Annotated in this window: 22 protein-coding genes and 1 tRNA gene; 1 reads left to right on the top strand and 22 read right to left on the bottom strand. The window is 60.4% G+C overall.

Going from position 1 to position 24,954, the window contains the following annotated elements; all coding sequences use genetic code 11:
* Positions 1-170: 170 nt before the first annotated feature.
* Positions 171-1,163: an SIS domain-containing protein gene (locus I2E45_RS06400; RefSeq protein WP_195445096.1), complete on the bottom strand. Its 993-nt coding sequence runs from the start codon at positions 1,161-1,163 to the stop codon at positions 171-173.
* Positions 1,164-1,368: 205 nt separating this feature from the next.
* On the opposite strand from I2E45_RS06400, the gene I2E45_RS06395 reads away from it, so the two are divergent.
* The gene (locus I2E45_RS06395) at positions 1,369-2,091 is read left to right on the top strand and encodes a GntR family transcriptional regulator (RefSeq protein WP_195445094.1); all 723 of its coding nucleotides are present in this window, start codon (positions 1,369-1,371) and stop codon (positions 2,089-2,091) included.
* A gap of 21 nt (positions 2,092-2,112) precedes the next feature.
* On the opposite strand, the gene I2E45_RS06390 is transcribed toward I2E45_RS06395, so the two are convergent.
* The 21 genes from I2E45_RS06390 to I2E45_RS06290 all read right to left on the bottom strand — a co-directional run bounded on the left by I2E45_RS06390 (position 2,113) and on the right by I2E45_RS06290 (position 24,891).
* Positions 2,113-2,703, bottom strand: a complete 591-nt coding sequence (locus I2E45_RS06390; RefSeq protein ID WP_195445092.1) for a GNAT family N-acetyltransferase — start codon at positions 2,701-2,703, stop codon at positions 2,113-2,115.
* Positions 2,704-2,780: 77 nt separating this feature from the next.
* Positions 2,781-3,806, bottom strand: coding sequence for a threonine aldolase family protein (locus I2E45_RS06385; protein WP_195445091.1), 1,026 nt, complete (start codon positions 3,804-3,806; stop codon positions 2,781-2,783).
* 45 nt (positions 3,807-3,851) lie between these two features.
* Positions 3,852-4,715: a phosphatase PAP2 family protein gene (locus tag I2E45_RS06380; RefSeq protein WP_195445090.1), complete on the bottom strand. Its 864-nt coding sequence runs from the start codon at positions 4,713-4,715 to the stop codon at positions 3,852-3,854.
* Between the two features lie 56 nt (positions 4,716-4,771).
* Positions 4,772-8,404, bottom strand: coding sequence for a transcription-repair coupling factor (gene mfd, locus I2E45_RS06375; RefSeq protein WP_006235144.1), 3,633 nt, complete (start codon positions 8,402-8,404; stop codon positions 4,772-4,774).
* A 157-nt stretch (positions 8,405-8,561) separates the two neighbouring features.
* Complete coding sequence (gene nth, locus I2E45_RS06370) at positions 8,562-9,227, bottom strand: endonuclease III (RefSeq protein WP_006235145.1); 666 nt, start codon at positions 9,225-9,227, stop codon at positions 8,562-8,564.
* 63 nt (positions 9,228-9,290) lie between these two features.
* Entirely contained in the window at positions 9,291-11,093 is a 1,803-nt protein-coding gene (locus I2E45_RS06365; protein WP_022095167.1) for an ABC transporter ATP-binding protein, read from the bottom strand.
* Positions 11,094-11,220: 127 nt separating this feature from the next.
* Positions 11,221-12,576 (bottom strand): DNA recombination protein RmuC, encoded by a 1,356-nt coding sequence (locus I2E45_RS06360; protein ID WP_022095168.1) that lies wholly within the window; start codon positions 12,574-12,576, stop codon positions 11,221-11,223.
* A gap of 51 nt (positions 12,577-12,627) precedes the next feature.
* Positions 12,628-13,191: a transcriptional regulator gene (locus tag I2E45_RS06355; protein WP_195445089.1), complete on the bottom strand. Its 564-nt coding sequence runs from the start codon at positions 13,189-13,191 to the stop codon at positions 12,628-12,630.
* Entirely contained in the window at positions 13,188-13,718 is a 531-nt protein-coding gene (locus tag I2E45_RS06350; RefSeq protein WP_229058865.1) for a DUF6036 family nucleotidyltransferase, read from the bottom strand. The genes I2E45_RS06355 and I2E45_RS06350 overlap by 4 nt, the downstream gene beginning before the upstream one ends.
* A 123-nt stretch (positions 13,719-13,841) precedes the next feature.
* The gene (locus tag I2E45_RS06345) at positions 13,842-14,276 is read right to left on the bottom strand and encodes a hypothetical protein (protein ID WP_195239509.1); all 435 of its coding nucleotides are present in this window, start codon (positions 14,274-14,276) and stop codon (positions 13,842-13,844) included.
* A gap of 433 nt (positions 14,277-14,709) precedes the next feature.
* A complete protein-coding gene (locus tag I2E45_RS06340; RefSeq protein WP_195445087.1) occupies positions 14,710-15,342 on the bottom strand; it encodes a hypothetical protein in 633 nt (210 codons plus the stop codon).
* Between the two features lie 278 nt (positions 15,343-15,620).
* Positions 15,621-16,160, bottom strand: coding sequence for a rubrerythrin (gene rbr, locus I2E45_RS06335; RefSeq protein WP_117634424.1), 540 nt, complete (start codon positions 16,158-16,160; stop codon positions 15,621-15,623).
* Between the two features lie 114 nt (positions 16,161-16,274).
* Positions 16,275-17,180, bottom strand: a complete 906-nt coding sequence (locus I2E45_RS06330) for an HhH-GPD family protein (protein WP_195445086.1) — start codon at positions 17,178-17,180, stop codon at positions 16,275-16,277.
* Between the two features lie 21 nt (positions 17,181-17,201).
* Positions 17,202-17,687, bottom strand: a complete 486-nt coding sequence (locus tag I2E45_RS06325; protein ID WP_195239506.1) for an RrF2 family transcriptional regulator — start codon at positions 17,685-17,687, stop codon at positions 17,202-17,204.
* Positions 17,688-18,046: 359 nt separating this feature from the next.
* Positions 18,047-18,124: transfer RNA gene (locus I2E45_RS06320), tRNA-Asp, on the bottom strand.
* 409 nt (positions 18,125-18,533) lie between these two features.
* Positions 18,534-19,001, bottom strand: a complete 468-nt coding sequence (locus I2E45_RS06315) for a YfcE family phosphodiesterase (RefSeq protein WP_117821523.1) — start codon at positions 18,999-19,001, stop codon at positions 18,534-18,536.
* Positions 19,002-19,097: 96 nt separating this feature from the next.
* Complete coding sequence (locus I2E45_RS06310) at positions 19,098-19,814, bottom strand: LytR/AlgR family response regulator transcription factor (protein WP_195445084.1); 717 nt, start codon at positions 19,812-19,814, stop codon at positions 19,098-19,100.
* Between the two features lie 72 nt (positions 19,815-19,886).
* A complete protein-coding gene (locus I2E45_RS06305; protein ID WP_055310084.1) occupies positions 19,887-21,230 on the bottom strand; it encodes a histidine kinase in 1,344 nt (447 codons plus the stop codon).
* The gene (locus I2E45_RS06300; protein ID WP_195445081.1) at positions 21,227-22,414 is read right to left on the bottom strand and encodes a glycosyltransferase; all 1,188 of its coding nucleotides are present in this window, start codon (positions 22,412-22,414) and stop codon (positions 21,227-21,229) included. The genes I2E45_RS06305 and I2E45_RS06300 overlap by 4 nt, the downstream gene beginning before the upstream one ends.
* Before the next feature lie 171 nt (positions 22,415-22,585).
* Positions 22,586-23,845: an MFS transporter gene (locus tag I2E45_RS06295; RefSeq protein WP_195445079.1), complete on the bottom strand. Its 1,260-nt coding sequence runs from the start codon at positions 23,843-23,845 to the stop codon at positions 22,586-22,588.
* A 101-nt stretch (positions 23,846-23,946) separates the two neighbouring features.
* Complete coding sequence (locus I2E45_RS06290; RefSeq protein WP_195445077.1) at positions 23,947-24,891, bottom strand: zinc dependent phospholipase C family protein; 945 nt, start codon at positions 24,889-24,891, stop codon at positions 23,947-23,949.
* Positions 24,892-24,954: the final 63 nt, after the last annotated feature.

The following is a 24,954-nucleotide window of genomic DNA, read 5'->3' as shown; positions in this document are numbered from 1 at the left end:
TTTTCAAGACACAAATCGGCGAGCGGGAAAGTGATCCGTTTTCCTCCGTCCTCAGCGGATTACTTGGCGGTTGCGGTGGACTAGTTCCCAAATAGAGGCTTCAAGCCCCCAAACAGGAACTATTCCACCGCAACTTATGAGGACATCGAGCTGTTAGGCCGCTCTATCCCCTAGTAGTCGAGCTTCCACATGTAGCGGCGCGTCATGTAGTCCTTGTGGGTGACGGCGGAGAGCGCGCGCATATACACGTTGTTGAGGATCGGGGCAAAGATCAGGTGGTTGAAGTACTCGCTCACGCTGTCCTTGATGTCGTTGAGGCCGAGCTCCTTGGCGTCGAGCTGATAGACGCGCTCGCCACCGTACTGGTTGACGAAGCGGATGCCGCGCTCGTCGTTGCAGCGGCTGCGGCCGACGCTGATGAGCTGGAACAGCGAGGTGCGCTTGTCCAGGATCTCGAAGGGGCCGTGGAAGAAGTCGCAGGTGTTGATGGTGCAGGAGTCGATCTGCAGCATCTCCTGCACGTTGCAGATGCTAAAGACGTAGGCGGCACCAAAGAGCGGGCCCTGGGCCATGACGTTGATGCAGGGCTTGTCAGCGTTCTGCTCGGCCCACTTGGCAGCGAGCGGACGGGTGTACTCGACGGCCTTGCGATAGATGGGGTCGACCAAGTCGAACGCGGCCATAGCGGTCTCGTACTCGGCATAGCCCTCGGTCTGCTGCGTAAGCTCCATGGCGATCATGGTCACGACGGCGGAGTTGGTACGGCCCATGCAGGACTCATCGACGGCCAGGCTGTCATACTGAATCTTGTGGTCGCAGACCTCGGTGAGGCCGGACTCGTCGACATAGATCGCGATGGTGCTGGCGCCGTGGTCCTTGGCGACCTGGGCGGCGACGATGGTCTCCTTGGTGCCGCGCATGGACACGACGACGGCCAAGGTGTTCTCGTTGACGTAGGCAGGGGTTGCGTGCACGAACTCGTTGCTGGTGTAGCTGGAGCTCACGACCTGCGTGGCCTCGTGCTCCATAAAGTACTGGGCAGGATAGTTGCCGCCGTTGGATCCGCCAGCGCCAATCCACACGACGCGCTTGATGCCGCCCTTGTCAGCCTTGTCAGCCAAAACCTGGGAGACGACATCCTTAACCTGTTCCTGAGTAGTCATCGTGCATCAGCCTTTCTTCTCGTTTGATGCTCTCGATGGCATACAAGTTACATACATGTTTTGGTTATGTCGACTAGTTGTATGCTATATTTGTCTTAGAAATTTTGCTGGTAAGGTTTTCGATTGTTCGTTACCAGCAGTTTTGTTCTTGTATTGAATACATGCTTGCTTAGTTAGGCATACAAGTTAGATATAGGTTGGCAATATGAGCGTCTCATCTAAAAAGAAACTAAGCCAATACGAGCGCTTGGCGGGCATGCTGCGCGACCGCATCGCCGCCGGCACCTACGCGCGCGGAGACAAGCTGCCGTCCGAGATGGAACTCATGGACGAATCGGGGCTGTCGCGCAGCACCGTGCGCCATGCCCTTAAGGTGCTCGTTGATGAGGGCCTGGTTCGCACCGAGCGCGGACGTGGTGCCTTTGTGGCCGACACGCCCGCGCTCCATGAGAACAACCTGGTGTTTTCGAGCTATACCAAGCAGGTCGAAGGCCAGGGCATGAAGCCCACCACGCGCACCGTGGACTCGGGCTTTACCAAGGCGGGCGGCAGCATAGCTAAGTTCTTTGATGCCGCCGTGGGCAGCAAGCTCGTCAAACTTGTCCGTCTGCGTTATCTGGACGATGCGCCGCTGTGCCTGGAGACCACCTATCTACCACCGAGCTTTGAGGCACTCATCGATCGCGATATCAACGGTTCGCTCTACGCCACGCTGCGACAGGAGTTCCATCGCGCACCGGCACAGGGACATAAGACCTTTGAGGTGTGCTATGCCTCGCAAAACGAGGCGTTTTTGCTCAACGTTGGGCGCGGGCAGGCGCTGATCCTGATCACCGACTACGTGTACGACACCGACGGCCGACCGCTCCATGTCTCCAAGCGCATCCAGCGCACCGACCGTGCCAAATACACCGAGCCCATCGGCTAACCTGCCAAAATAAACCTGTCCCTAAATGGTAGGTTTGGGGAGGTCGGGGAACCAGGTTGGTTTGGGTTGGTTGGGGACGCGCTCGGCCAGGACCAGCTCCATCCAGCACATGTCGTACCAGCGACCGAACTTCTGGGCACAACGGTCGAAAGCGCCCACCAGGCGATATCCCATATGGGCATGGAAATCCTGGCTGTTGTGCGTCAGATACTCGTCGTCCTTATCGTGCGGCACGGCGATGAGCGCGCACATGTTGGTGATGCCCATCGCGATCAGGCATTGCTTAAGCGCGTCGTGCAGCTTGCGGCCCAGCCCGCCGTGGCGTACATCGCGCGCCAGGTAGATTGATGTCTCGACCGACCAGTCGTACGCCTCGCGGCTGTTAAGCGGACTCGCATAGGCATAACCCACCGGACGCCCGTCCAGCTCCATCACCAAATACGGGTAGCGCTTGAGCGTACGCTCGATGCGCCCGGCGAACTCCTCAACGCTCGGCACCTCGTATTCGCAGGTAATCGCCGTCTGGCGCACATACGGCTCATAGATGGCAAGCAACGCCGGCGCATCATCGGGCGTCGCCAGGCGAATCGTCGGCTCGGACATCTCGGTCATACAACCCTTCTCCCTCAAAAGCAAAGGCCGCCTTGCGCCAAACCCAGCGCAAGGCGGCCTCTCGTCATTACATCAGGCTACAGGACAGCCGCCAACGCGTCGATATCCTCCTGCGTCGTGGCCCAGCTGGTGCAAAAACGCACCACCGTGTGGGTCTCGTCGTACTTTTCCCAGTACTCAATCGCCGCATGCTCGCGAATGCGGGCCATGTCCTCGTTGGGCAGAATCACGAACTGCTGGTTGGTCGGCGTCTCCAAGAAGAACTGGTAGCCGTGCTCGTGCAGCACGTGACGCAGCGCCTGAGCGGTCTCAATCGCCTGGCGACCAATCTCAAAATACAGGCCATCGGTAAAGAGCGCCTCAAACTGCACACCCGTCAGGCGGCCCTTGGCAAGCAGCGCGCCATGCTGCTTAATACGCGGAATGGGATGCGCCGGGGCGTGCATGCCGCAGAACACCACAGCCTCGCCGCAGAGCGCGCCGCACTTGGTGCCGCCGATGTAGAACACGTCGCACAGCTGCGCCAGCTCGGGCAGGGTAATGTCGCACTCATCGGCCGCCAGCGCATAGGCCAGGCGAGCACCGTCCACAAACAGCGGAATCTCGCGCTTCTGGCACACCGCGTGAATCGCCGCGAGCTCGGCCTTGGAGTACAGCGTGCCGTACTCGGTCGATAGACTCACGTACACGGCGCCCGGGAACACCGTATGCTCGTAGCTCTCGTTTTCGTAGAACACCTGGATATAGTTCTCGAGGTCCTCGGCGTGCATCTTGCCCTCGTAGCCGGGGATGGTGAGCACCTTGTGGCCGCCAAACTCGATGGCGCCCGCCTCGTGGCAGGCGACGTGGCCGGTCTCGGCAGCAACGACGCCCTCGTAGGGCGCGAGCAGCATGTCGATCACCGTCGCGTTGGCCTGCGTGCCGCCCACCAGAAAAAACACGTCGGCATCGGGGGCCTGGCAGGCCTCGCGGATAAGTTGCTTAGCGCGCTCGGTATGCGCATCGGTACCGTAGCCGGGCTGCGGCTCCATATTGGTGTCGACGAGCGCCTGCAGCACCGCCGGGTGTGCGCCGTGGGAATAATCGTTGTTGAACGCGAGCATGGCAATCCTCTCTTACCGGGTATCGGCCAGATGATTCAAACGGAGCTATTGTACGCCGTTGGGATAGGCAATGCGCGCAGCAAGGCACTCAAGTGCCAGTACCAGAGCAAAACCGCAGCTCACGTCACTCAAAAAGTGCGCTCCAATCACGATGCGGCCAAGCGCGACGAGCGCCGCGACCACAGCCGCCGTCCAAAAGACCACCCGACGGCGCGAGGGCTTTTCCTTAAAGGCCACCGCGGGAAGTCCGGCGAGCATAAGACCCATCGCCGCATGCGCGGTGTGCCCGCTCGCGAACGACTTAAAGCCGTCCTTGATTACGCCGGCGGCGATATAGGTCCACTTGTCGGGATTGCCGATCACCCACCACGGCTGAAAATTGAGCCCCGGCGTGACCTCGATCACGCGCATGCGCGGGCGCGACCACAGCGGCTTGACGATCACGTTGAGGATGATGGCCTGAGCGACCCACACGGCAAGCACCATCAACGCCCAGCGTGTGAGCTCGTCGGGCTCGGTCGTGCGCGTGAGGCGATAGACGATAAGGTTGGCGACGATGACCAGCACAAACGTCAGCACCAACTGAGCCGCGATGAGTTTGCCGCCAACCCTCAGGGACGAAACGATCTCGTAGCCGGTCAGGCCAACGTTGACGAGGATGCCGAGCACAGCGAGCCATTTGCTCCCCCTGGAATCGGGACGCACCGCGCGCACGAGCATAACGCCTGCGATGCTCGCCGTCAGCTCAAACGGCAGCTCGCCGGCCGCCTCGATAAAGCGACCGTACATGCTGCCGATATTGAACAGCGCGCTCGAGATCTGATAATCGAAGAAACTGCCCACGCCCAGACAAAGACACAGGACAACCGCGATAATGGCGACATCTTTCTTATAGATGTATCCGAACATGCTTTCCTTTCGATGGAGCCAGAGTGCCCAAATGGGGTGTTTGCAGCGTCGACCCGTTAGTCGTCGTCGCTAGCACCTAATTGCTGCAGCAGCATGAGCGCCGCCGCCACCGGGCCGGTGCCGTCGTTGGCGTCGAGACCGCGGCCCAGGCCGCTGCCCGCGCCGGCGCCCGCCTTGTAGGGCACCGACAGCTTGCGGCTCTTGGGGAAGTTTACCGCGCCATAGCGAGTCTTTAGCTCAAAGGCCACCTTCTTGGGCACATCGACGCCCAAAAACGTGATACGCCCACCGCTGAGCGTGACGCTCTCGAGCCCCAGGCGCTCGCCACGAATGCGGATGCGTGCGCGATTGAACAGGTTGAGTCCCGCCAACGGCAGCTCGCCATGCGCGGCCTCGGTCTCTTCCTGCACCTCGTCGATGCTCTCCAGGTCCTCGGCCGCTGCGAGCTTACGGTACACGAGCACGCGCTGGTCCACCGCCGGCAGGTACTCCTCGGACAAGAAGTAGTCGGCCGGCAGGTTAATACCCACGCTCGCCGCCTCCACGCCGGCGTCGTCATCGCCGCGCGCCTCGGCTACCGCCTGGCCCAACATCTGCGTAAACAGGTCAAAGCCCACGCTCGACAAGTTGCCGTGCTGCTCGGCGCCCATAAGCGAGCCGGCGCCGCGAATCTCCAGGTCGCGCATGGCGATGCGCATGCCGCTGCCCAGATCCTGGAACTCGGAAAGTGCGGTCAGGCGCGCCGTGGCCTCCTCGGTGAGCGGCAGCTCGCCCGGGAACATAAAGTACGCGTAGGCCTGCGTGGCAGAGCGGCCCACACGGCCCTTGAGCTGGTAAAGCTGCGCCAGACCCAGGCGCTGCGAATCCTCGATGATCAGCGTGTTGGCGGTCGCGTTGTCGATGCCGCTCTCCACGATGGTCGTGGCGATGAGCACGTCGATCTTTTTGGTCGCGAACTCGATCATCACGTCCTCGACCTCGCGCGGGCTCATCTTGCCGTGTGCCACGCCCACGCGCGCCTCGGGCGCGGCCTCATGCACGCGCGCCACGGCGTCATCGATGGTCTTAACGCGGTTGGACACGTAGTACACCTGGCCGCCGCGGCCCACCTCCAGACGAATCGCCGCGCTCACCACATCGGGGTCGTACTCCCCCACGTGCACGATCACGGGACGACGCCCGGTCGGCGGTGTGGTGATCAGGCTCATGTCGCGCACGCCGCTCGTGGCCATCTGCATGGTTCGCGGAATAGGCGTTGCCGAAAGCGTGAGCACGTCGATTTGCTCGCGCAGGTTCTTGAGCTGCTCCTTGTGCTGCACACCAAAGCGCTGCTCCTCGTCGATGATCACCATGCCCAGGTTCTTGGGGTTCACGTCGGCAGAAAGCAAGCGGTGCGTGCCGATGAGCACGTCGATCGTGCCCTCGGCAAACGCCTTAAGCGCGCGCTTTTGCTGCGCCGGGGTGCGGAAGCGGCTGAGCACTTCGACCTCGAGGCCAAACGGGGCAAAGCGCTCAAAGAACGTCTCATAGTGCTGCTGGGCCAGAATGGTCGTGGGGCAGAGCACCATGACCTGGCGGCCGGAGTCCACGCACTTAAACGCCGCGCGCAGGGCAACCTCGGTCTTGCCAAAGCCCACGTCGCCGCACAGCAGGCGGTCCATGGGCTTGGGCGCTTCCATGTCGGCCTTGATGTCGGCAATAGCCTCCAGCTGGTCGCGCGTCTCGTCGTAGGGAAAGCTCTCCTCCATCTCGATCTGCTCGGGCGTGTCGGGCGGGCAGGCGATACCGGTAATCGACGAGCGGCGTGTATACAGGTCGACCAGGTCAAACGCCAGCTTTTTGGCATTCTTGCGCGCCTTGTTGGTAGCCCGCGTCCAGTCGGCGGTGTTGAGCCTGGTCAGGCGCGGCTTGTCGCCGTCGGGGCCAACATAGCGCGTGATGCGGTCGACCTGCTCGAGCGGCACGTAGAGCTTGTCGCCGTCGGCATATTCCAGCAAAAAGTAGTCGCGCTCCTTGCCGCCCACTTCCTGGCGCGCGATCTCGCTAAAGAGCGCGATGCCGTGAGTGGCGTGCACCACGTAGTCGCCCGGCTTAAACGGAAACGTGATCTGCGTAATGTCCACCTTGCGGCGGCTGCGCGCGCGGTTGGCATCCATACGGGCGTTGAGGTCGGCGATCGAGAACACGGCCAGGTTGGCATCGGGCACCACCACGCCCTGCGGCAGGGCGGCATCGACAAAGGTCACGCGTCCGCGCGAGATAGTGGGCACGGCAGCACCGGCGGCAGCCTGGGCCGCGCCCGCCTCGAGCGAGCGGGCGTTGAGCGCGTCAGCCTTACGCTCGCGAATTGCAGCATGAGCATCCTGACGGGCAGCACGATCGGCAGAATCTGCCGCCGCCACGCGCACGCGCTCGCCAATGACGCCGGCGTTTTCGGGCGCGGCCGTCAGCGATTCCTCAAAGGTAATGCCCTCGTCGCCAAAGGTGAGCTCCATCGACTCGCGCGCGCCGCGGTCGGGAATGGCAAACACGCAGGCATAGCGCTTGCCCACGACTTCCTGAACGCGCGTCATAAAACGGTTGTCCGAGCCTGCGATAGCAGGCTGCTCAATCTTGAGCTCGGCCGTCACCGCACCGCCGGCACGGATGAGGCTTACGTAGTTCAAGCGCTGCTGGGCACCAAAATCGAGCTGTTGAGCGCGCACGTACAGACCATCCAGGCGGTCAATCCCTGCCTCGCCGGCACGCGCCTCGATATCCTCGTAGGCGCGCAGGCAGTCGTCGAACAGCGAGCGCGGCTCGGACAGAACCACGAGCGCCTTGCCGCTCACGTGCGCCAACGGGCTTACGGTCTGGCCGTACATCACCGGCAAAAAGCGGTCGAGCTCGGGCGTGACGATGCGCGCATCCACCATCTCGAGCAGCGCCGCCAGTTTGCTGTCATCCTGGCTGGCGCGATAGAGCGCCACATGCATGTTGTGGACGGCCTCGTCGGTGAGTGCCAGTTCGCGGCAGGGAAAGATTTCGATGCTGTCCTCGTTGCCGATGGTCTGCCCCGTGGAGCTCACCATGCGGCGGATGCGGTCAATCTCGTCGCCGAAGAACTCGATGCGCACGGGTGCCTTTTCCTGTGCGGGGAACACCTCGACGGTGTCGCCGTGAACGCGAAACAAGCCGGGCGCATCGGCGGCGCCGGCATTGGTGTAGCCCATGCCCACCAAGCGCTGCGGCACCTCGTCAAAGGGAATCTCCTCGCCCACCGCAAAAGTAGTGGACTCCCAGTAGCGGCTCTCGACCGGCGGCACGCAGCGCAGCAGCGCGCGAGCCGAGGCGACCATGATGCAGTTGTCCCCGCGCACGATGCGCCCCAGAGCCTCGCAGCGCTGCGCCACCACGGCGTCGTCCGGCGCCTGCTCGCGCCACGGATAGTCCTTGCGCTCAGGAAAACGACACACGTGCGCCAGGCCCACGTAGGCGGCAAGGCTACGCGCGGCGCGATCGGCCGCATCCTCGCCGCTCACGATATAGACCGTCGGGCGCGGACGGCGCGCAAACTGGGCGGCCGCCATAAGCGTGCGGCCCGACTGCGACACAGCCAGCGTCACGTCCTCGCCAGCATCGAGCCCGGCCTCGACGGCCTGCAAGGCCTCGGCAGTGTAGAGCTGCGCGGCTATACGGTGAATGAGCATGCTGTTCCTCCGGCATTGCAACGCCAAAAGCCCGCCGGGGCAAGCTCGGCGGGTATGCGGCGGATTTCATTGCCTGTCATGGTAGCGCATGGAGAGGACTCCGGCTCAAGAGCAAACCCGGCCCCGCAAAAAACGCCAGACGAAGATGCGTTCCGCCCTACCCCGCTACGCGCACGCTGGGGCACAAATCTGCCAGCGGACACTCGTCACACTTGGGTTTGCGGGCGTCGCAGATCTCGCGACCGAAGGTGATCCACTGATGGTTGACCGACTCCCAATACTCGTGCGGCAAAATCTTGAGCAGATCCTGCTCGGTCTTGAGCGGCTCCTTGGCATGTGTCTTGGGACTCAACATCAGGCGATGCGCAATGCGGTTGACGTGCGTGTCCACCGCAATGCCCTCCACGATGCCATACCCCACGTTGAGCACGATGTTCGCCGTCTTGCGTCCCACGCCCGGCAGCTTCACGAGTTCCTTCATGTCGGCCGGCACCTCGCCGCCATAGTCGGCGACGATCATCTGCGCGGCCTCCACGGCGTGCTTGGCCTTGCTCTTATAAAAGCCGAGTGACTTGATGGTGTCTGCCACGTCAGCCACACTCGCCCCGGCCATGGCCTCGGGCGTGGGCCACTGGGCAAACAGCTTCGGCGTCACCTTGTTGACCTGCGCGTCGGTCGTTTGCGCCGAGAGCAACACCGCGATCAGCAGGCGGAAGGGATTCTCGTGGTCCAAAAAGCACTCGACCGGGCCATAGCGACGGTTGAGGCGCTCACACACCTCAACGGCGCGCTCGCGTTTGGCGGCATTGGTCTCGCGTGGCATAACGACTCCTCGGCTCAACGGCACAATAAACTTATGGGCACAATTGTCCCACGTCCGAGACGCTTACGCCTCCAAGAATGCGCCGGTCTGACGGCTCCACAGGCTCGCGTACTCGCCACCCGCCTCGACGAGCTGCGTATGCGTGCCGTCCTCGACAATCTCGCCATCGGCCAGCACCACAATGCGGTCAAGCGCCGCCACGGTGGACAGGCGGTGCGCCACCACAATGGAGGTGCGGCCGCGCATCAGATTCTCGAGCGCCTCCTGCACCAACGCCTCGGACTCGCTGTCCAAGGCAGACGTCGCCTCGTCGAGCACCAGAATCGGCGCGTCGGTTAGGATGGCGCGGGCGATAGCCACGCGCTGACGCTGACCGCCAGAGAGCTTGACGCCGCGCTCGCCCACCATAGTGTCAAAGCCACGGGGCAAGCGGTCGATAAACTCGGTCGCATTAGCCAAGCGAGCCGCCTCGCGAATCTGCTCATCAGTGGCGTTGGGACGACCGTAGGCAATGTTTTCGCGAATGGAGCGGTGGAACAGCAGCGCCTCCTGCGGCACGTAGGCAACCTGACGGCGCAGGCTCTGCTGCGTGCAGCGCGAGACGTCCTGGCCGTCCACGAGCACGCGGCCGCCCTGTACATCGTCCAGGCGCAACAACAACTTGGTGAGCGTCGTCTTGCCCGAGCCCGATTTGCCCACCAGACCCACGCGCTGGCCCGCCGCCACATGAAGTGTCAGGTCATCGAACACGCTCTCGCCCGCCGCAGCGTCACGGTACGCAAAGCTCAGCTGCTCAAAATCAATCGCGCCCTCGGTCACTTTGAGCTCGGGGGCGTCCGGGTCATCTGCCACCAAACGCGGCTCGTCCAGCACGCGCGTCATCTCGGCCGCATCGCCGAGCGCGCGGTTGATGCGCTGCATCATGGAGCTTACGTAGTTCAGGCGCATGGTGAGGTTATAGGTGTAGGTAAAGATCATGACGAGCGAGCCGGCCGAGATGCCAAACCACGCGTTGCCGCCCGCCACGAATACGCTCACCACGGCCATGGTGATGACGATAAGACCCGAGGTCGTAAAGTTGCGCTGCATCATGGCGTGCATCGAGACCGTCTCGGCATCGCGCGCGGCACGATCAGCGGCGTCGAACAGATCACGTTCAAAGTCCTCGCGCCCGCAGGTCTTGACGGCCAAGATGTTCGTGACCGCGTCGGAGAGCACGCCCGAGAGCTTGTTCTGCGCGGCGGACGTCGCGGCCGAAAGCGGCATGATGCGCTTGTACATAAGCCAGACAAACGCGATGTAGACGGCCATGATGCACACCAGGATCACGGTAAACGTCGGCACCACCGGGGCGAGCGCCGCCACCGTGCAGATGACCGAGGTGATGGTGGGGATGAGCGAATACACCGTCACGTCGACCAGCCCCGTATAGCCGCTCATAAAACGGCTCGTCTGGCTCACGAGCGATCCGCCAAAGCGGCTGGTGTGAAATGTCATGGATTGATTGGAGAGCGTGTCGAAGCACAGGCGCGCCAGGTGATAGTTGCCCGCAATCTCGAGCTTGTAGACGGTGTAGTCCTGCAGCTTGGAGAGGATTTGGCCCACCAGGTTAACGAGTACGAGCGCCAGGATATAGGGGCCGAAGACCTCAAACACCTGATCACCCGCCACGGGACCGGCTTGAACGCGGTCGACAATGAGGGCCATCACATAGGTATTGGCAAACGTCAGCAAAAAGATGTAGCCCGCCGACGAGAACACCGAGAGAAAGACAATCAGCGGCTGCGTGCGCGTGACACCCCAAAACCGCTGCAGCGTGCGGCGCACGGTGGAGCGTTTCAGCGGACTGGTGTTTCTCTGAGACATGGGCTTCCTTTCGCGTCTGATAGGGCGAAACGCCATTGTTGCACACTAAAGCGCACTTCAGGCAAGCGCGATGTGAAAGGCAGCGGGGTGCCCGCGTTTGCGCCGGTGCCCCGCTGCCTTGTTGCAATTAGTCCTCGTCTTCTTGGTCTGTGGAAAGGCCCGCGGGCGTGAGTCCCAAGATCTCATCGGCTTGGTCGGCGTCTTCCAGCGCGTCGATATCCTTGAGTTTGCGCTCCATGACGTTGGTGCGCGTGGTGATAATGCCCTCGACCGTTTTACCCGCGGTCTCGATCTGCTGCTGGGCGCGGCGCAGCGCCTTTTGATAGCGCGGCAGCTCGGCCTTGACGGCGGAGAGCACTCGCAGTACATCGTCGGTGCGTTTTTGCAGCCTAAACGTCTGGTAGCTCATCTGCAGGCTGTTGAGAATGGCCGCCATGGTGCTGGGGCCGGCAACGTTGACGTGATAGTCGCGGCCCAGGGTCTCGATAAGCCCGGAGCGGCTGACGACCTCGGCGTACAGCCCTTCAAACGGCACGAACATGATGCCAAAGTTGGTCGTTGCGGGCACGCTCAGATACTTTTCGCAAATGTCCTTTGCCTCGCGCTTGACCATGGTGTCGAGCGTCTTGCGCGCAGCCGCCACGGTCTCCGCATCGCCCGACTCCTGCGCGTCGAGCAAGTGCTCGTACGCGTCGCCCGGGAATTTGGAGTCGATCGGCAGCAGCACGGGATCGCCCTCGTCCACCGGCAGCTTGACGGCAAACTCAACGCGCTCCGAGGCGCCGGGCTTGGTGGCGACGTTTTCCAGATACTGGTCGGGCGTAAGGATGTCCGCCAGAATTGCACCCAGCTGCACCTCGCCCAAAATGCCACGCGCCTTCACGTTGCCCAGCACGCGCTTAAGGTCGCCCACGCCGGTGGCGATGGACTGCATGTCGCCCAGGCCCTTGTACACGGCCTCGAGCTGGTCGCTCACCTGCTTAAACGATGCCGACAGTCGGTCGTTGAGCGTGCGGGAGAGCTTCTCGTCCACCGTCGCACGCATTTGATCGAGCTGCACGTTGTTGTCTTTGCGGATGGCGCCCAGCTGAGCATCGACCGTTTCGCGCACCTTGTCCAGGCGATGCTCGATACCCTCGCGGTTGGCACCGAGCTGTTGGGCCGTCTCGCGGCGCAGGTCATCCATCCGGTCACCAGCTTGCGAAAACTCACGTGCGATGGTCAGGTAACGTTGCTGCTCCACGGCCGCATCTGTCGTCTGCTGCTGCGCGATGGCATTGGCCGTGCGGCGAGTTTCGGCCAGCGCGACGTTCAGGGCATCGAGCGCGTTGTTGGCCTGCTCGAGTGCTGCCAGCGTTTCCGCGCTACTGTCGCCACGCTCCCGCAACTCGGCACGCAGGCTCTTGAGCTGGAGGGCGCAAGCCACAGCAACCCCCACCGCCACCAAGGCGATCACAACAAGCACAATATCAATAGCAGACATAAACTCCGCCCAACAAACCCAATCGAGCACCAATCAAAACCGCGATCAATCTTACCCCGTCACACACACGGAGCACTCGTCCCGCTCTCCCGCGCCCCTCTCTTCCGCATATTCCATAATGCGGCGCGCCGTCTCCCTACTTACTTTTGAGTCGTCGCCGGCTAAATATGCGTACACGTTTCCCTTATTCAGGTGCAGATCGCGGCAGAGACCATAGCGCGACAAACTCGAACCCGCTAATGCTTCCAACGTTCTTTTGCGCATCAGGGCATTGACTCTTCTGTCCGCCGCCGGTTTTTCCTTTACCCCTCGATACGCGTGCCAAACATTGGCATAACGATTAGGGAGATCGTCCTTGGCGCACAGAGACACAAGACTGCCCGCCTGGTTGTATAAGGACAAAACGCCTCGATAGCCCTCTTCCATCCACAAGCCCTCGGATAAACCCAAGACGTACTCGGCCTTGCCCTGCGCTAAAGCAAGCAAAAACAGCGGCTCTGCCACACGCGGTTCAACCGTCGTTGCCCGCTCAACCAGCTTTCTAAAACTCAGTGACTGCTGTCCGGATAGCTCTCGGCAATAGCCTTTTAAGAATCCCTCAAAGGTCAGATTCAACCGAGCACCTCCTTTTTGTATTGCCTGTATGCGCAGACCATCTCTTGATAACTCCGCTCCGAAGGCGACGACGCCAGCGCCTCTCCCTCGTCGAATATAAGCCGTTCGAGCAACCCCCAATCAAGTCGGTCGACGAATGCCTGACTATGAAGATCGACGATGTCGTTCGGTCGATAGGCATAGAGCTTCATTACCGCCAGGTCCTCCAAGGATGGCGTAAAGTACCTGATAAAACGCGCCCCAATATCTAACGGAATCAAACGATCTTCGTAATTGAATGGCATCTGGTTGCAATATGCCACCGCCATACCGTTCACCTCGGGGTATCGAGCTATGATCTCGCGGAGGCACCTGTCTGCCTCAAACACATCAATGCCATGTGTAACCGACCGATTCGTCACATCGTTTAGCATGAAGGCGCTTCCTCCCACCAATACAACGCTCGGCCTATCGTCTCTTGGACCTATTTCCAGCTCCGCCTCTTCGTCAATGCCCAAAAGAGTCTGTTCTAAATCCTGCTTATACATAACAAATCATATTATTATTCATCTTCAATAATACTATTCAGTCGCACGACAGGACCCACAGGATGCAAGAATTCCGCTCGTGGCGATAATCCCTACACCCTAGAAGTCCTAATGTGACAAACGCTAACTCTCCCAGCCGGCGCGGATTGTTGTTATGACATCGCCTAGGCGCTGGCCGAGGGCTGACAGATGTTGGAGCACTTCGCTGGGCGAAGCACCGTTGAGGATGCAGGTGAGCGCATACGAGACCAAGAAAATCGCCGCAAGTCCTAGCGGAATGAGCACGATCATCGCCAATGTGCGCAGGCGCTGGCCCACGCGGCGACGACGCGCACGACGCTTGTCGAACGCGAGCTCCTGCGCATATGAATCTTGCTGTACGGAATAGGCCTCTGGTGCCGATTCGCACCCGGGCACAGCTGCAGGTACAGCAGCGGGCACGACATTTTGCGCAAAGGGCTGGGCTGCCGCCCCTTGCATTTGCATCTCCATGAGTCGTTGCTGCTGACGCAGCATGCGCTCAGCTTGTTGCTGCGGAGTCTCAAGAAACAGATCCATGCTGGCCTCCAAAATCGGAGCATTCGACGCTTACGACCAGCATCCCGCACCGCCATGACCGCGACAACGCAATCGCCGGCAATAGCCACAAAGTTTCTTTTGCTCAAAAGCTGTCGAAAAGCTCAACAACTCCCCTACCAGCACTTTCTCTGAGCTTTTTTCGCCATCAATCTTTTGGCCTTCCACCCTTACGCCAACTGACCAAAATCTAACCAAAAGCTTGACGGAAATTGTGGAGACAGGGACCCCACACAAAAAGTGCCGCCCCAAAGGGGCGGCACACAAACTTATTATCAGCTTTTCTGTAACGAGCATGCGACGACTCAACGCCGGAGCGCAGGGCGGGGAAACCTTTGCCTCGCGCGACCCTGCGAAGCCGTGAGCGAGAGGCAAAGGTTTCCCCGCCCTGCGCTCCGTGGTCGGTGAGGACAGACTACATGCCTGCGAGACCTCGGGCGGCGGTGGCGCACATAAATGCCAAGACGAGAATCACGAGCGACCCGGCGATGTCTGCCAGCACGCCCATTGCACGGCGTTCAAACAACCAGCTCTCAAAGTGCGGGGCGACGTTGCGCCAAACACGCCACAGCAAGATGCCCATACCGATGACGCCCGGGATATTGAGCAGTAGGATCTCGGAGCACAAAAGACCGATCAGGTTGCCGGCGGCAAAGCCCGCATCGCCCTCGCAGTATTTGCGATAAATCATGTACAGCATGTACGCCACAAACGGCTGCAAGCACGCAGAAATAAACGTGACCACCATCGAGGGCTCCTGCGAAAAGACCTCGGTGAGCTTATCCACGCTCGTGGCATCCTTAGAGGCCAGGAACAGGCCAATGACCACCACAGGCACCACGCCCAAGATGACCTCGACCATCGTAAACAGCTTGGCGGTCAAGTCCTCACTAGCCGAATTCAAATGAGGCGCCCACTCAGGATGAGCATGCGCGCCGACTTTCTTGTCCTTCTCAGCACGATCGGCCTTTTTACCCTCGGCAACCCGACGACCAGGATCCTTGCGAGTTCCCGCCGCAGCAACCCGAGCCCGAGACTTCTTGCCCATAAAAAACACCCCATCAGGTAGTAGATAAACTAAAAGTCGCCACCCAGTGTACCCCACCCATGAACGCTGCCGTCCCAACCAGCCCCCATATAAAAGCGTGCCGCCCCGATAGGGGCGGCACACAAACTTAGTTATCAGCTTTTCTGTAGCGAGCACGCAACGAACCAAAGCGGGCCGGGAGGGCCGGACTACCTTCCCTCAACGCGACCCTGCGAAGCCGTGAGCGAGGAGGGAAGGTAGTCCGGCCCTCCCGGCCCAGCTCACGCCAGCGCCAAGCGCTAGTAGTTCACCACCTGCTCTTCAAAGTACGCCTTGGGGTGGTTACACACCGGGCACACCTCAGGCGCCTCGGCACCAACGTGCAGGTGCCCGCAGTTCAGGCACTTCCACACCTTTACGCCCTCGCGCTCAAACACCTCGCCCGACTCGATGCGCTCGACGAGTTTGTTGTAGCGCTCCTCGTGGGCCTTCTCGACGGCGGCGACACCACGGAACTTCTCGGCGATCTCGGCAAAGCCCTCCTCCTCGGCGGTCTTGGCGAACTCGTCGTACATCGTGGTCCACTCGTAGTTCTCGCCCGCGGCGGCGTCGCGCAGGTTGTCCAGAGTGTCCGGAACGGCGCCGTCGTGCAGATACTTAAACCACAGCTTGGCGTGCTCGGACTCGTTGCCCGCCGTCTCGGCAAAGATATTCGAGATCTGAACGTAGCCATCCTTCTTGGCCTTGGATGCGTAGTAGCGATACTTGGTGTGTGCCTGGGACTCACCGGCAAAAGCGGTCTCGAGGTTCTTCTTGGTTTGGGAATTCTCAAAATCCATAGGTGTACTTCCCTTCAACACGTGCCGCCCATAGGCTTTGAGCGACCTTGTCTTTAGGATGCCCTCAAGCCGCGAATTTAAACCTTACAATCCTGTTCTTCAGATTTGCATAGGCTAGATGCTCAGCCAGCGATCGCCCTCGGCTCGGCAAAATCCCTCACGCTCCAGGTCGGCTAGAATGCCCGCGATCAAGTCGCACTCGACCGGCCCGCGACCGGCTGCCGTCTCCATTTCGTTAACGCCCACCACGGCATCAGCAAGCGTAATCCCCGCCGGCTGCCCATCGCGCGCTGCCAGCAACATACGCACGATATGCGCGCGCTTTTGGCGACGCGAGCCCTCAAACTTGGACTGACGGCTATAGCCCGCCGACCGCCTGGACGGATTGGGCAACGTCTTTTTTAGATATGCGCCATAATCTAGCAACGCGTAATACCACGCGCGCGGCGTGTCGGCATCATCGAGCGGCACGGCAAAGGGAGCGATCTCGTCCGCCGACGCACCGAGGGCCGCCGGACAGGCCGCCTGAATCAGCGGCACCAGCTCGCGATCGGGAACAGCCGGTACATCGGGAAAGAAGTGATGCAGAAAGACCGTGCGCACATTGGTCTCCAGATACACGCCCGGAAGATCAAACGCAAACGACCGGATACCCTGCGCCGTTGCCGGGCCAATACCAGGCAGAGCGACCAAGTCACGCGTCTCGTGTGGAAACTCCCCGTCCCAGTCCTCTACAACGCGCTGAGCGGCCCCGTGAAGCGCCAGAGCGCGTCGGTTGTAGCCCATCCCCTGCCAAGCGTCCAAAACATCGGAAGGCGCGGCCTGGGCAAGCGCCTGCACGGTCGGAAAACGATCGAGCCACACCGGCATGCGCGCCTCCACACGCGGCACCTGCGTTTGCTGCAGCATGACCTCAGAAAGCCAAATGATGTACGGATCGCGTGTGCGGCGCCACGGAAGGTCGCGATAACGCAGGACCCCTTCCGAACGAATCATCGAACGAAAGGGGTCCTGAATCATGGCTATGCTCCTTATGCGGCGCTATTCCTCCCGGTAAGCGCACGCGCAGGTGGCGTACTCGGGAAACGCTTCGCGGTCGGCGAACTTGGGATCGACGGCCGGGAACTGGCGGTGAGCGACGATGTCGCCGAGCGAAACGGAATCGAGGTAGTCGCGCATCAACGCCTGGGCTCCGGCCCACAGGGGATGATAGCAGCACGTGCCCATGCGCGCACAGTCACCATCGGGCGCGGTGCAATCGTTCATAACCATAGGACCCTGAACGGCCTCGACGACCTGGCGGATAGTGACATCGTCCGGACTGACCTTGAGACGCATGCCACCGTGGACGCCGCGCAGGCTCTCCACAATACCGGCCTGGACCAAACCGTGCTGAATCGAGCGGGCAAACGAATACGGGACATTGACCTCTTCGGCAGCGGTGCGAACAGAAAGCAAACGCTCCGGATCCTCGGCAAGCATCGCCAGCATACGAAGGGCGTAATCAGTCTTCCTCGATATGTCCATTTTTCCCCTTTCAAGGAATACGAACAGCTCGAACGAGCTCCGGGGCCGAGCTTGTGTCGAGACGCTAAATGACCGCTAGGACATCCAAATGATAAATAGGATATCCACTGAGTGCCGCGCTTGGAGCGAAATGCATCAGATGCGGCCTACAGTGCAATTTAGTATAACCTAACCCCCTGCCTCGTTGAACAGGTGTTGCGCAACAAAGCTGTTGTTTAGACAGATATACTTACTGGATTTTACTTGCGTTCCCGAAGACGCGGGGATTCTGGGCGAAGATGCGCCAGGGCGATCGTTCTATCGAAACAAAGTGCATCAAACGCAAAAAGCCACGTCCGAAGACGTGGCTTTAATTGCGTTGGCGGGAAGTACGGGGCTCGAACCCGCGACCTCCGACGTGACAGGCCGGCGCTCTAACCAAACTGAGCTAACTCCCCAGGCAGACGTTCGCGTTTGTTTCCGCTCGCGTGCGCTGCGGGGATTAGTATACACAGAAGTCTGTCCGACGCGCAACAACTTTTTTGAAAAAATTTTTCGGGGCCATCCGGGAGGGTCTCCGGGGCTGAGGGCGGGGGTTAAGTTTGCTGCCCTACAGTCCTGCGCAAGACGGAAAGCACATTAAGTGCTTTCCTTTGCGTGCGGAACTCGCGACAAACTTAACCCCCGCCCTCAGCCCCGGAGACCCTCCCTGCCGTCACATTATTCAACCAGTTTTGCGGGCGTGCGCCGCGCGCGGCTAGCCCGCGTGCTCCTCGGCGGGGTTGGTCTGATGAATCTTGTTGAATTTCGGCCTTTGGCTTAAAGAAAAACGGGGGATGCATTGTGCATCCCCCGTTTTTGTTGCGGTTAGTCTAGGTCAATAAACTTGGTGCTTATGATCTTGCCGTCTTTTACTAGCATTCTGGCCATGGTGGGGCCTCGGGTGCCTCTGGGGTAGCTGGCGCTGCCCGGGTTGAGGACTAAGCAACGGCCCACTTGGGCTTCTTTGGTTACGTGGGTGTGACCGTTGATGGCTACGTCTACGGATCCCACCGGAAGGTCTTCGCGGTAGTGAGCTACGGCGAATTTGAGGCCTTCGTAGGTAAAGAGTGCAAGACGGTCTACATCGGGGCCGTAGTCGCGGTAGTAATCGTTGTTGCCCAGTACAGCCCGCACGGGGGCGATGGTACATAGGTGCTCGTAGTCCATCTCTGACGTGAGGTCTCCGGCGTGGATAATCAGGTCTGCGCCCTCAAGCTCATCCAGGAGCGCAGGCGAAAGATAGCCGTGGGTGTCCGAGATGATGTCGATGCGCTTGGCGCTTGCACTGTTCATGGGATCCCTTCCGCAAAAAACGATTCGGCAGATACATACAAAAAAGGCCCCACGGCTCCGCAGACGATGGGTCTACAGGGCTGCGGGGCCAGTGTGCTAGAGACTCAGGGCCTTCTTGAGCGGCACGACGCGGCGGCGCGAAACCGGCACGCGTTCGTCGACGCCCGTAATGCCCAGCTGGATGGCGCCCGAGGGCACCGTCTCGACGTCCGTAACGCACGCCAAGTTGACGATATAGCGGCGGTGAACACGGAAGAAGCCAAAATCGCAGAGCTTAGCCTCAAACTGCGCCAGCGAGGTCGTCGACAAAAAGCGATCATCGACGGTATAGATGCAAGAGTAATCGTCCTTGGCCATGATAAAGCTAATGTCGTCCACGGGAATGAGCACCTTGCGGCCGCCCTTTTCCACCGGGATACGCTCGATGGTCACCTTGCTGTCCGTAACCAGCTTGGCGCGTTGCATGACCTTCTCGATCGCGCGATCCAAGCGAGCTTCCTCGACCGGCTTCATCAGATAATCGACGGCATCCACGTCGAATGCCTCGACCGCATGGTCGCTATACGCAGTCACAAACACGATCGCCGGCGGATTTTTGAGCTTATGCAGCGCCTCGGCAAGTTGCAGGCCCGAGGCACCGGGCATCGAGATATCGAGAAACACGACATCCACGCGACTTTCCATAAGCATCTCGATGGCGGAGCGGACGCTCGACGCCTCCGTGATCGTGCCGATCTTGCCCGTTTGCTCGAGCAGGAAGCGAAGCTCCGAGCGAGCCGGCGCCTCATCATCCACAATCATCGCACGCAGCATAGGGATAAAACCTTTCGTCAACTAACTACGCCGGGCATCCGTCGCATGACGTTGAGCCCGTAGCCTTTTATTTTACTCTTGAATGTCGAAGATGCTCTCTGACAAATCAAGATGAAGGAGCACTTTGGTGCCCTTGCCCGGCGCCGATTCGACACGCGTATAGGAGTGCGGCCCATAAAAGCGATGGATGCGCTCCGAAATATTGTGCATGGCCACACCGGCGCCGCCACCCTGGGGAGAGCTGGCGTCGGGACGGGCAGAGCGTTCGTCAAACAGTCTGGCGGCGGTACCCTCATCCATGCCCACGCCATTATCGGCCACGGCAATCAAGATTGCATCCTCGCCGTCTTGGTGAACGGTCACGTCGATCCTCAGGGCGTCGTCATCGCCCATACCATGACGCACGGCGTTCTCGACAATCGGCTGGATCACGAACGCCGGCACCAGCGTATCTTCCACGTCCTCGGACACATCGAACGTCGCAAGCACGCGGTCCTCGCCAAAGCGGGCCTTCTCAAAGGTAAGGTAGCGCTTGGTCTGTGCAACCTCGCGCGAGACCGGAATAAGCGATCCCGAGTTGTCGAGCGTGGCACGATAGAACGATGAGAACTCACGAAGCAGTTCGCGGGCCCGCAGCGGATCGGTGCGCGTAAACGATGCAATGGTGTTCAGCGTGTTGAACAGGAAGTGCGGGTTAATCTGCGCCTGCAGCGCACGCACCTCGGCGCGCGCCGTGAGTTCCTTTTGCACCTCGAGCTCGTGGATAGCGAGCTGCGTGGACAAGATCTCGGCAAAGCCCGAGGCAAGCGCGTACTGGGTACGGTCGACGGCGCGCGGGGTCTTGTAGTAGAACTTGAGCGTGCCGACGGTACGATCGCCCACCTTGATGGGGGCGATAATGCCGGCGGGGACTTGGTTGTGCGAGCCGTCCGAGCCCACGACATCCACCATACGGTTGAACGACTGCACGATGCCATGTTCGATAACGTAGCGCGTGGCAAGCGTGTGGATGGGAGAATCTGGCAGTAGTTTTTCCTCAAACTCTCCCGCGCAGGCAAGCACGTTGCCCTCGTCGGTGATGGCCACCGTCATGGCGCGCGTCTCGGGCAAAATGCGCCGGCACACCAAACGCGCCGACTCCTGCGTCAGACCGCCCTTAATGTCCTCGAGCATGGCCGAGGCCACCGAGAGCGTCTCCTCGGTGTACTGGGAGCGCACCGAATCGGGATTGAGCGTCAAAAAGATAAAGATGCACAGAAAGATGCACAGTAGCGCGCAGGCAATCACCGTGGCGATCGGCTCGATACCGGTCACCAAGGCAAAAATAAAGTACACCAGCACGCAAATGGCGCAGGCAACGGCAATGATGCGAAAGATTGATATTGAACTATCGCGCTGGGCGCGGCGGTCGATCATTCGGCCCCCTCCAGGATACTGATCAGTTGTACGTCGCGCCAAAGCCCGTCCATGATCTTGGGCCAAAAGCTCTGGAAACGCAGGTAGCTTGCAGCGTTTTGGCGCGCATAGGCCTTTGCCTCACCGATACCATGGCGCCAAATGCGCAGGTAGCCCTCATGCTCGCGGGTAAACACGCTGCGGACCATAGCGGTCTTGCGCACACGGTCGTCGAGCTCGCGCGAAATCCACGGGCCCGGGTAGGGCATGAGTAATGCCGCCGTAACGGGAATGAGCTCCTTTTGATGCGCGGCGAATGTCAACTTGGCCCGTTCGTAGTACCAACGGTATACATCCTGCATAAAGCGCGGTGAGCGCTTTTCGGACTCCGGAGGCAGATGGCGCACGGTCCACTCGTTATCGAACCACACGTCGTAGCCAAACATGCGCATGTTAAAGAGGTAATCCAAGTCCTCGCCGCGGGTGATAAACGGGTCAAAGGCCACACGCGTAAAGGCGCGGGCGTGCAGGGCCATCAGGCCGCCGCACACGTAGTTGGAGCGCGAGATGCGGGTGCCCGAGAGCGCCTTTTTCATCCAACGGTTGAACTCGATGCGCTTGGTCCACCAACGGTGGCAGATGCCCGCCTTGTCCGTGGGAGCCAGCGGCGAGCCGTCGCGATCGTAGAAATAGCCGCTCTTGACCAAGATCGGCAAGCCCTGACGCGTCTGCTGCCCCAACGCATAGGTCGCGCGCTTCATAAAGTCGGCGTCGATGACAGTCTCATCGTCATCCAAAAAGATAACCGCGTCATGCCCCAGCACAGCGGCACAGGCTAGCCCCATGTTGCGGATGGCGCCGTAGCCTCGCAGGCTCACGCACTCGCCCGAACCCTTGGGCGCGATCTGAGCAACCCGGTCTGCGATGCGCGAGGCCTGGGTGTTGGTGACAACGGTGACCTTGAGCGTGGGATGCGCGTCGACAATCTCGTGCACGCGCAGCGACACATCGGCTGTGGCAGAAACGGGACAGACCACCAAAAGGATGATGCGCGGGATGTCACGTACCTGCTCAAGCGAGGCCAGGCAGCGGTCGAGTTCGGGATTGTCGGCGTTGAGTCGCGTCGAATGGTCATAGGTGCCAGGGGCGTTTGCGCAAGCGTCATCGCCCGCCCAATACGTTGGAATCACGACCGTGGCGTTCATGCCTTACCCTCCCTGCAACACAAAAACGGGACGCCGCCAAACACAGGCGACGCCCCGCGACCTAGCTGATTCCATCATACCCACTTGGGCAAATCATTGCTCGCAAGTCGCAATGTTTATTGCGGATAACCCCAAAAGAGTACCGTGGACAGGCACAATAGCCGCTCGCTCCTATGCGGCATGCTCTGCCGCCCGAGTCATGCGGGACAGGCGAACCAGCAGCATAAAGCCAACGACCAGCAGCACACCAATGGAAAGGACGCCCAGCGACGGGTTGCCGGTCAGCGAGGTGACGACCGACACCAGGAAGGTGCCCATAACGCTTGCATAACGACCAAAGATGTCAAAGAAGCCGTAGTACTCGTTGGACTTTTCCTTGGGGATAATGCGGCCAAAGTAGCTACGGCTGAGCGCCTGCACGCCGCCCTGGAACAGGCCGACCATAATGGCAAGCACCCAGAATTCAAAGGCGGTCTTTAGGAAGAACGCGGCGAACAGCACAATGCCCATGTAGGCGGCGACCGCCACCAGGATCATGTTGAGCGTGCCCACGCGTCCGGCGAGCTTGCCGTAGATGATGGCGGACGGAAAGGCCACGAACTGCGTAACGAGCAGCGCCAGCACCAGCTGCGTCGAATCGATGCCCAAGGCCGATCCGTAACTGGTGGCCATGGAAATGACCGTGTGCACACCGTCGATATAGAAGAAGAACGCGATCATGTAGACCAGCACGGTCTTGTTGTGGGCGATCTCGCGCATGGTGTGTCCGACCTCGGAGAACACACCGCCCACGATGTGGCCGATAGTGTCCTCGGGACCGTGCTCGCGACCGTACTTTTGCTTATAGGTGCGAATGAGCGGCAGGGTAAAGATGAGCCACCAGGCACCAGTGATGATAAACGACAGACGCGTTGCCAGCATGGTGGGGACGCCAAGAGCGGGGCCACCCATGATGAGCGCCAGGCAGATGACGAACGGCACGGTGGAACCGATATAGCCCCAGGCATAGCCCGAGCTGGACACGGCGTCCATGCGCTCGTCGGTCGTAATGTCGGGCAGCATGGCGTCGTAGAACGTCATAGAAGAGTTAAGGCCGATGGTGCACAGCACGTACACGGTCAAAAATGCCATGGCGGACATTGGGATAGCCTGCGCCAGGCAAAGCACCAGGCCCGTGAGGAAGAAGCCCAAGAAGAACTTGATCTTGTTGCCGGCGTAGTCGGCAAGCGCGCCCAGAATGGGCATGAGCATGGCGATGACCAGCGAGGCGATCGTCTGCGCATTGCCCCAGGCGACCACCAGGTCGGCCGAGGAAGCGCCGGTATTGATGGCGTTAAAGTAAATGGGCACCACCGAGGTATTGAGCAGCACAAGGGCCGAATTGCCCACATCATACATAACCCAGTTACGCTCGAGCTTGGTGTATTTCATGGACAGGGACCCTTCGTATTCGCCCGATATGCAGTTAGTTCATCGTACCCCAATTGTCCAGAACCGCCGGTAAGGATTCGGCAAAGGGGCACGCACGGGCCCTATTCCTCGCGGTCGAACTCCTCATCGGCATTGAGCACGCGACCGCTGTAGTTGACGTGACTGGTCACGGCATCCATGTCACCGGTCTCGATAAAACGTGCGACCGTGCACTCGTAATCGACCAGCGCGCGATCAAAGACCTCGGGGAAACTCTCGTTCGAGACCTCGTCGGTAAAGGGATTCTTCCATGTCAGATGGCCCAGGTTACCGGTGCGCTCGGGCAGCTCCGTCGTCACGCGATGGGCAAGGCCGTCGAGCAGCGAGTAGTCGTGCACCAAGCCCTCAACCAGCGAGATCGCGCACGTCTTTGCGGAGCCGGCCGGCTCAATCGCGCGGTAAAGTCGCTGCATATTGGCAACGGCAGCACCGTACTCCCCCGCCGGAATGTCAATGCCGTACACGCGTCCGGCAACATAGCTCATCAGCACGCCGGCCACGCGATTGATGCGATCGGTGGTGACGATCTCGCCCGTCGGCGGGTAATCGTCGACCGTAGCGCCATCGCGTTTAAGCTGCAGCATCAGTACATCCAGGTCGCTCTCGATCACGGCATGGACCTGACTGCTCGAATCCTCAAGCTCTGAATCGGACTCCACGATGCCAAACTGCTGCTCATAGACAAAGGGATGGGCGTTGCGGTCGAGCACGTAATGAGACAGCAGGCCCAGCGCAAAGGCGCGACCCAAGCTGGCGTCGCGCGGCAGCAGATGTGACACGCCGTCGCGCAGGCACGCAAACTGACGAGACATGCGCGACCGATGCATGACCTGTGCCAGCAGCGTGCAGTCGGAAACACGCGGTGTCAGAATGTGAAAGAAGAACGGGTCGGGGCCTTGGTTGCCCAAGATAAAGGCAATGCGCTCTTCATCGGACGCGATGACGCCCTGCGGAAGACGGTCGATGCTTTCCTCGCCAAACAGATGATGGGTGATAAGCGCGGGCATAATGATCCTTTCGATTTCATTCGATGCCACCCATTATGCCCACCGCGCGCCCATGCCAAACCT

Origin of the sequence: Collinsella aerofaciens, from assembly GCF_015555045.1 — a bacterium.
GTDB lineage: Bacteria > Actinomycetota > Coriobacteriia > Coriobacteriales > Coriobacteriaceae > Collinsella > Collinsella aerofaciens_W.
This window is presented reverse-complemented; position numbering and strand designations above follow the sequence as displayed.

What these genes read in the sequence shown, in the direction of transcription:
- I2E45_RS06400 (WP_195445096.1), bottom strand. Translation starts at nt 1,163, where the DNA reads ATGACTACTCAGGAACAGGTTAAGGATGTCGTCTCCCAGGTTTTGGCT.
- I2E45_RS06395 (WP_195445094.1), top strand. Translation starts at nt 1,369, where the DNA reads ATGAGCGTCTCATCTAAAAAGAAACTAAGCCAATACGAGCGCTTGGCG.
- I2E45_RS06390 (WP_195445092.1), bottom strand. Translation starts at nt 2,703, where the DNA reads ATGACCGAGATGTCCGAGCCGACGATTCGCCTGGCGACGCCCGATGAT.
- I2E45_RS06385 (WP_195445091.1), bottom strand. Translation starts at nt 3,806, where the DNA reads ATGCTCGCGTTCAACAACGATTATTCCCACGGCGCACACCCGGCGGTG.
- I2E45_RS06380 (WP_195445090.1), bottom strand. Translation starts at nt 4,715, where the DNA reads ATGTTCGGATACATCTATAAGAAAGATGTCGCCATTATCGCGGTTGTC.
- mfd (WP_006235144.1), bottom strand. Translation starts at nt 8,404, where the DNA reads ATGCTCATTCACCGTATAGCCGCGCAGCTCTACACTGCCGAGGCCTTG.
- nth (WP_006235145.1), bottom strand. Translation starts at nt 9,227, where the DNA reads ATGCCACGCGAGACCAATGCCGCCAAACGCGAGCGCGCCGTTGAGGTG.
- I2E45_RS06365 (WP_022095167.1), bottom strand. Translation starts at nt 11,093, where the DNA reads ATGTCTCAGAGAAACACCAGTCCGCTGAAACGCTCCACCGTGCGCCGC.
- I2E45_RS06360 (WP_022095168.1), bottom strand. Translation starts at nt 12,576, where the DNA reads ATGTCTGCTATTGATATTGTGCTTGTTGTGATCGCCTTGGTGGCGGTG.
- I2E45_RS06350 (WP_229058865.1), bottom strand. Translation starts at nt 13,718, where the DNA reads ATGTATAAGCAGGATTTAGAACAGACTCTTTTGGGCATTGACGAAGAG.
- I2E45_RS06345 (WP_195239509.1), bottom strand. Translation starts at nt 14,276, where the DNA reads ATGGATCTGTTTCTTGAGACTCCGCAGCAACAAGCTGAGCGCATGCTG.
- I2E45_RS06340 (WP_195445087.1), bottom strand. Translation starts at nt 15,342, where the DNA reads ATGGGCAAGAAGTCTCGGGCTCGGGTTGCTGCGGCGGGAACTCGCAAG.
- rbr (WP_117634424.1), bottom strand. Translation starts at nt 16,160, where the DNA reads ATGGATTTTGAGAATTCCCAAACCAAGAAGAACCTCGAGACCGCTTTT.
- I2E45_RS06330 (WP_195445086.1), bottom strand. Translation starts at nt 17,180, where the DNA reads ATGATTCAGGACCCCTTTCGTTCGATGATTCGTTCGGAAGGGGTCCTG.
- I2E45_RS06325 (WP_195239506.1), bottom strand. Translation starts at nt 17,687, where the DNA reads ATGGACATATCGAGGAAGACTGATTACGCCCTTCGTATGCTGGCGATG.
- I2E45_RS06315 (WP_117821523.1), bottom strand. Translation starts at nt 19,001, where the DNA reads ATGAACAGTGCAAGCGCCAAGCGCATCGACATCATCTCGGACACCCAC.
- I2E45_RS06310 (WP_195445084.1), bottom strand. Translation starts at nt 19,814, where the DNA reads ATGCTGCGTGCGATGATTGTGGATGATGAGGCGCCGGCTCGCTCGGAG.
- I2E45_RS06305 (WP_055310084.1), bottom strand. Translation starts at nt 21,230, where the DNA reads ATGATCGACCGCCGCGCCCAGCGCGATAGTTCAATATCAATCTTTCGC.
- I2E45_RS06300 (WP_195445081.1), bottom strand. Translation starts at nt 22,414, where the DNA reads ATGAACGCCACGGTCGTGATTCCAACGTATTGGGCGGGCGATGACGCT.
- I2E45_RS06295 (WP_195445079.1), bottom strand. Translation starts at nt 23,845, where the DNA reads ATGAAATACACCAAGCTCGAGCGTAACTGGGTTATGTATGATGTGGGC.
- I2E45_RS06290 (WP_195445077.1), bottom strand. Translation starts at nt 24,891, where the DNA reads ATGCCCGCGCTTATCACCCATCATCTGTTTGGCGAGGAAAGCATCGAC.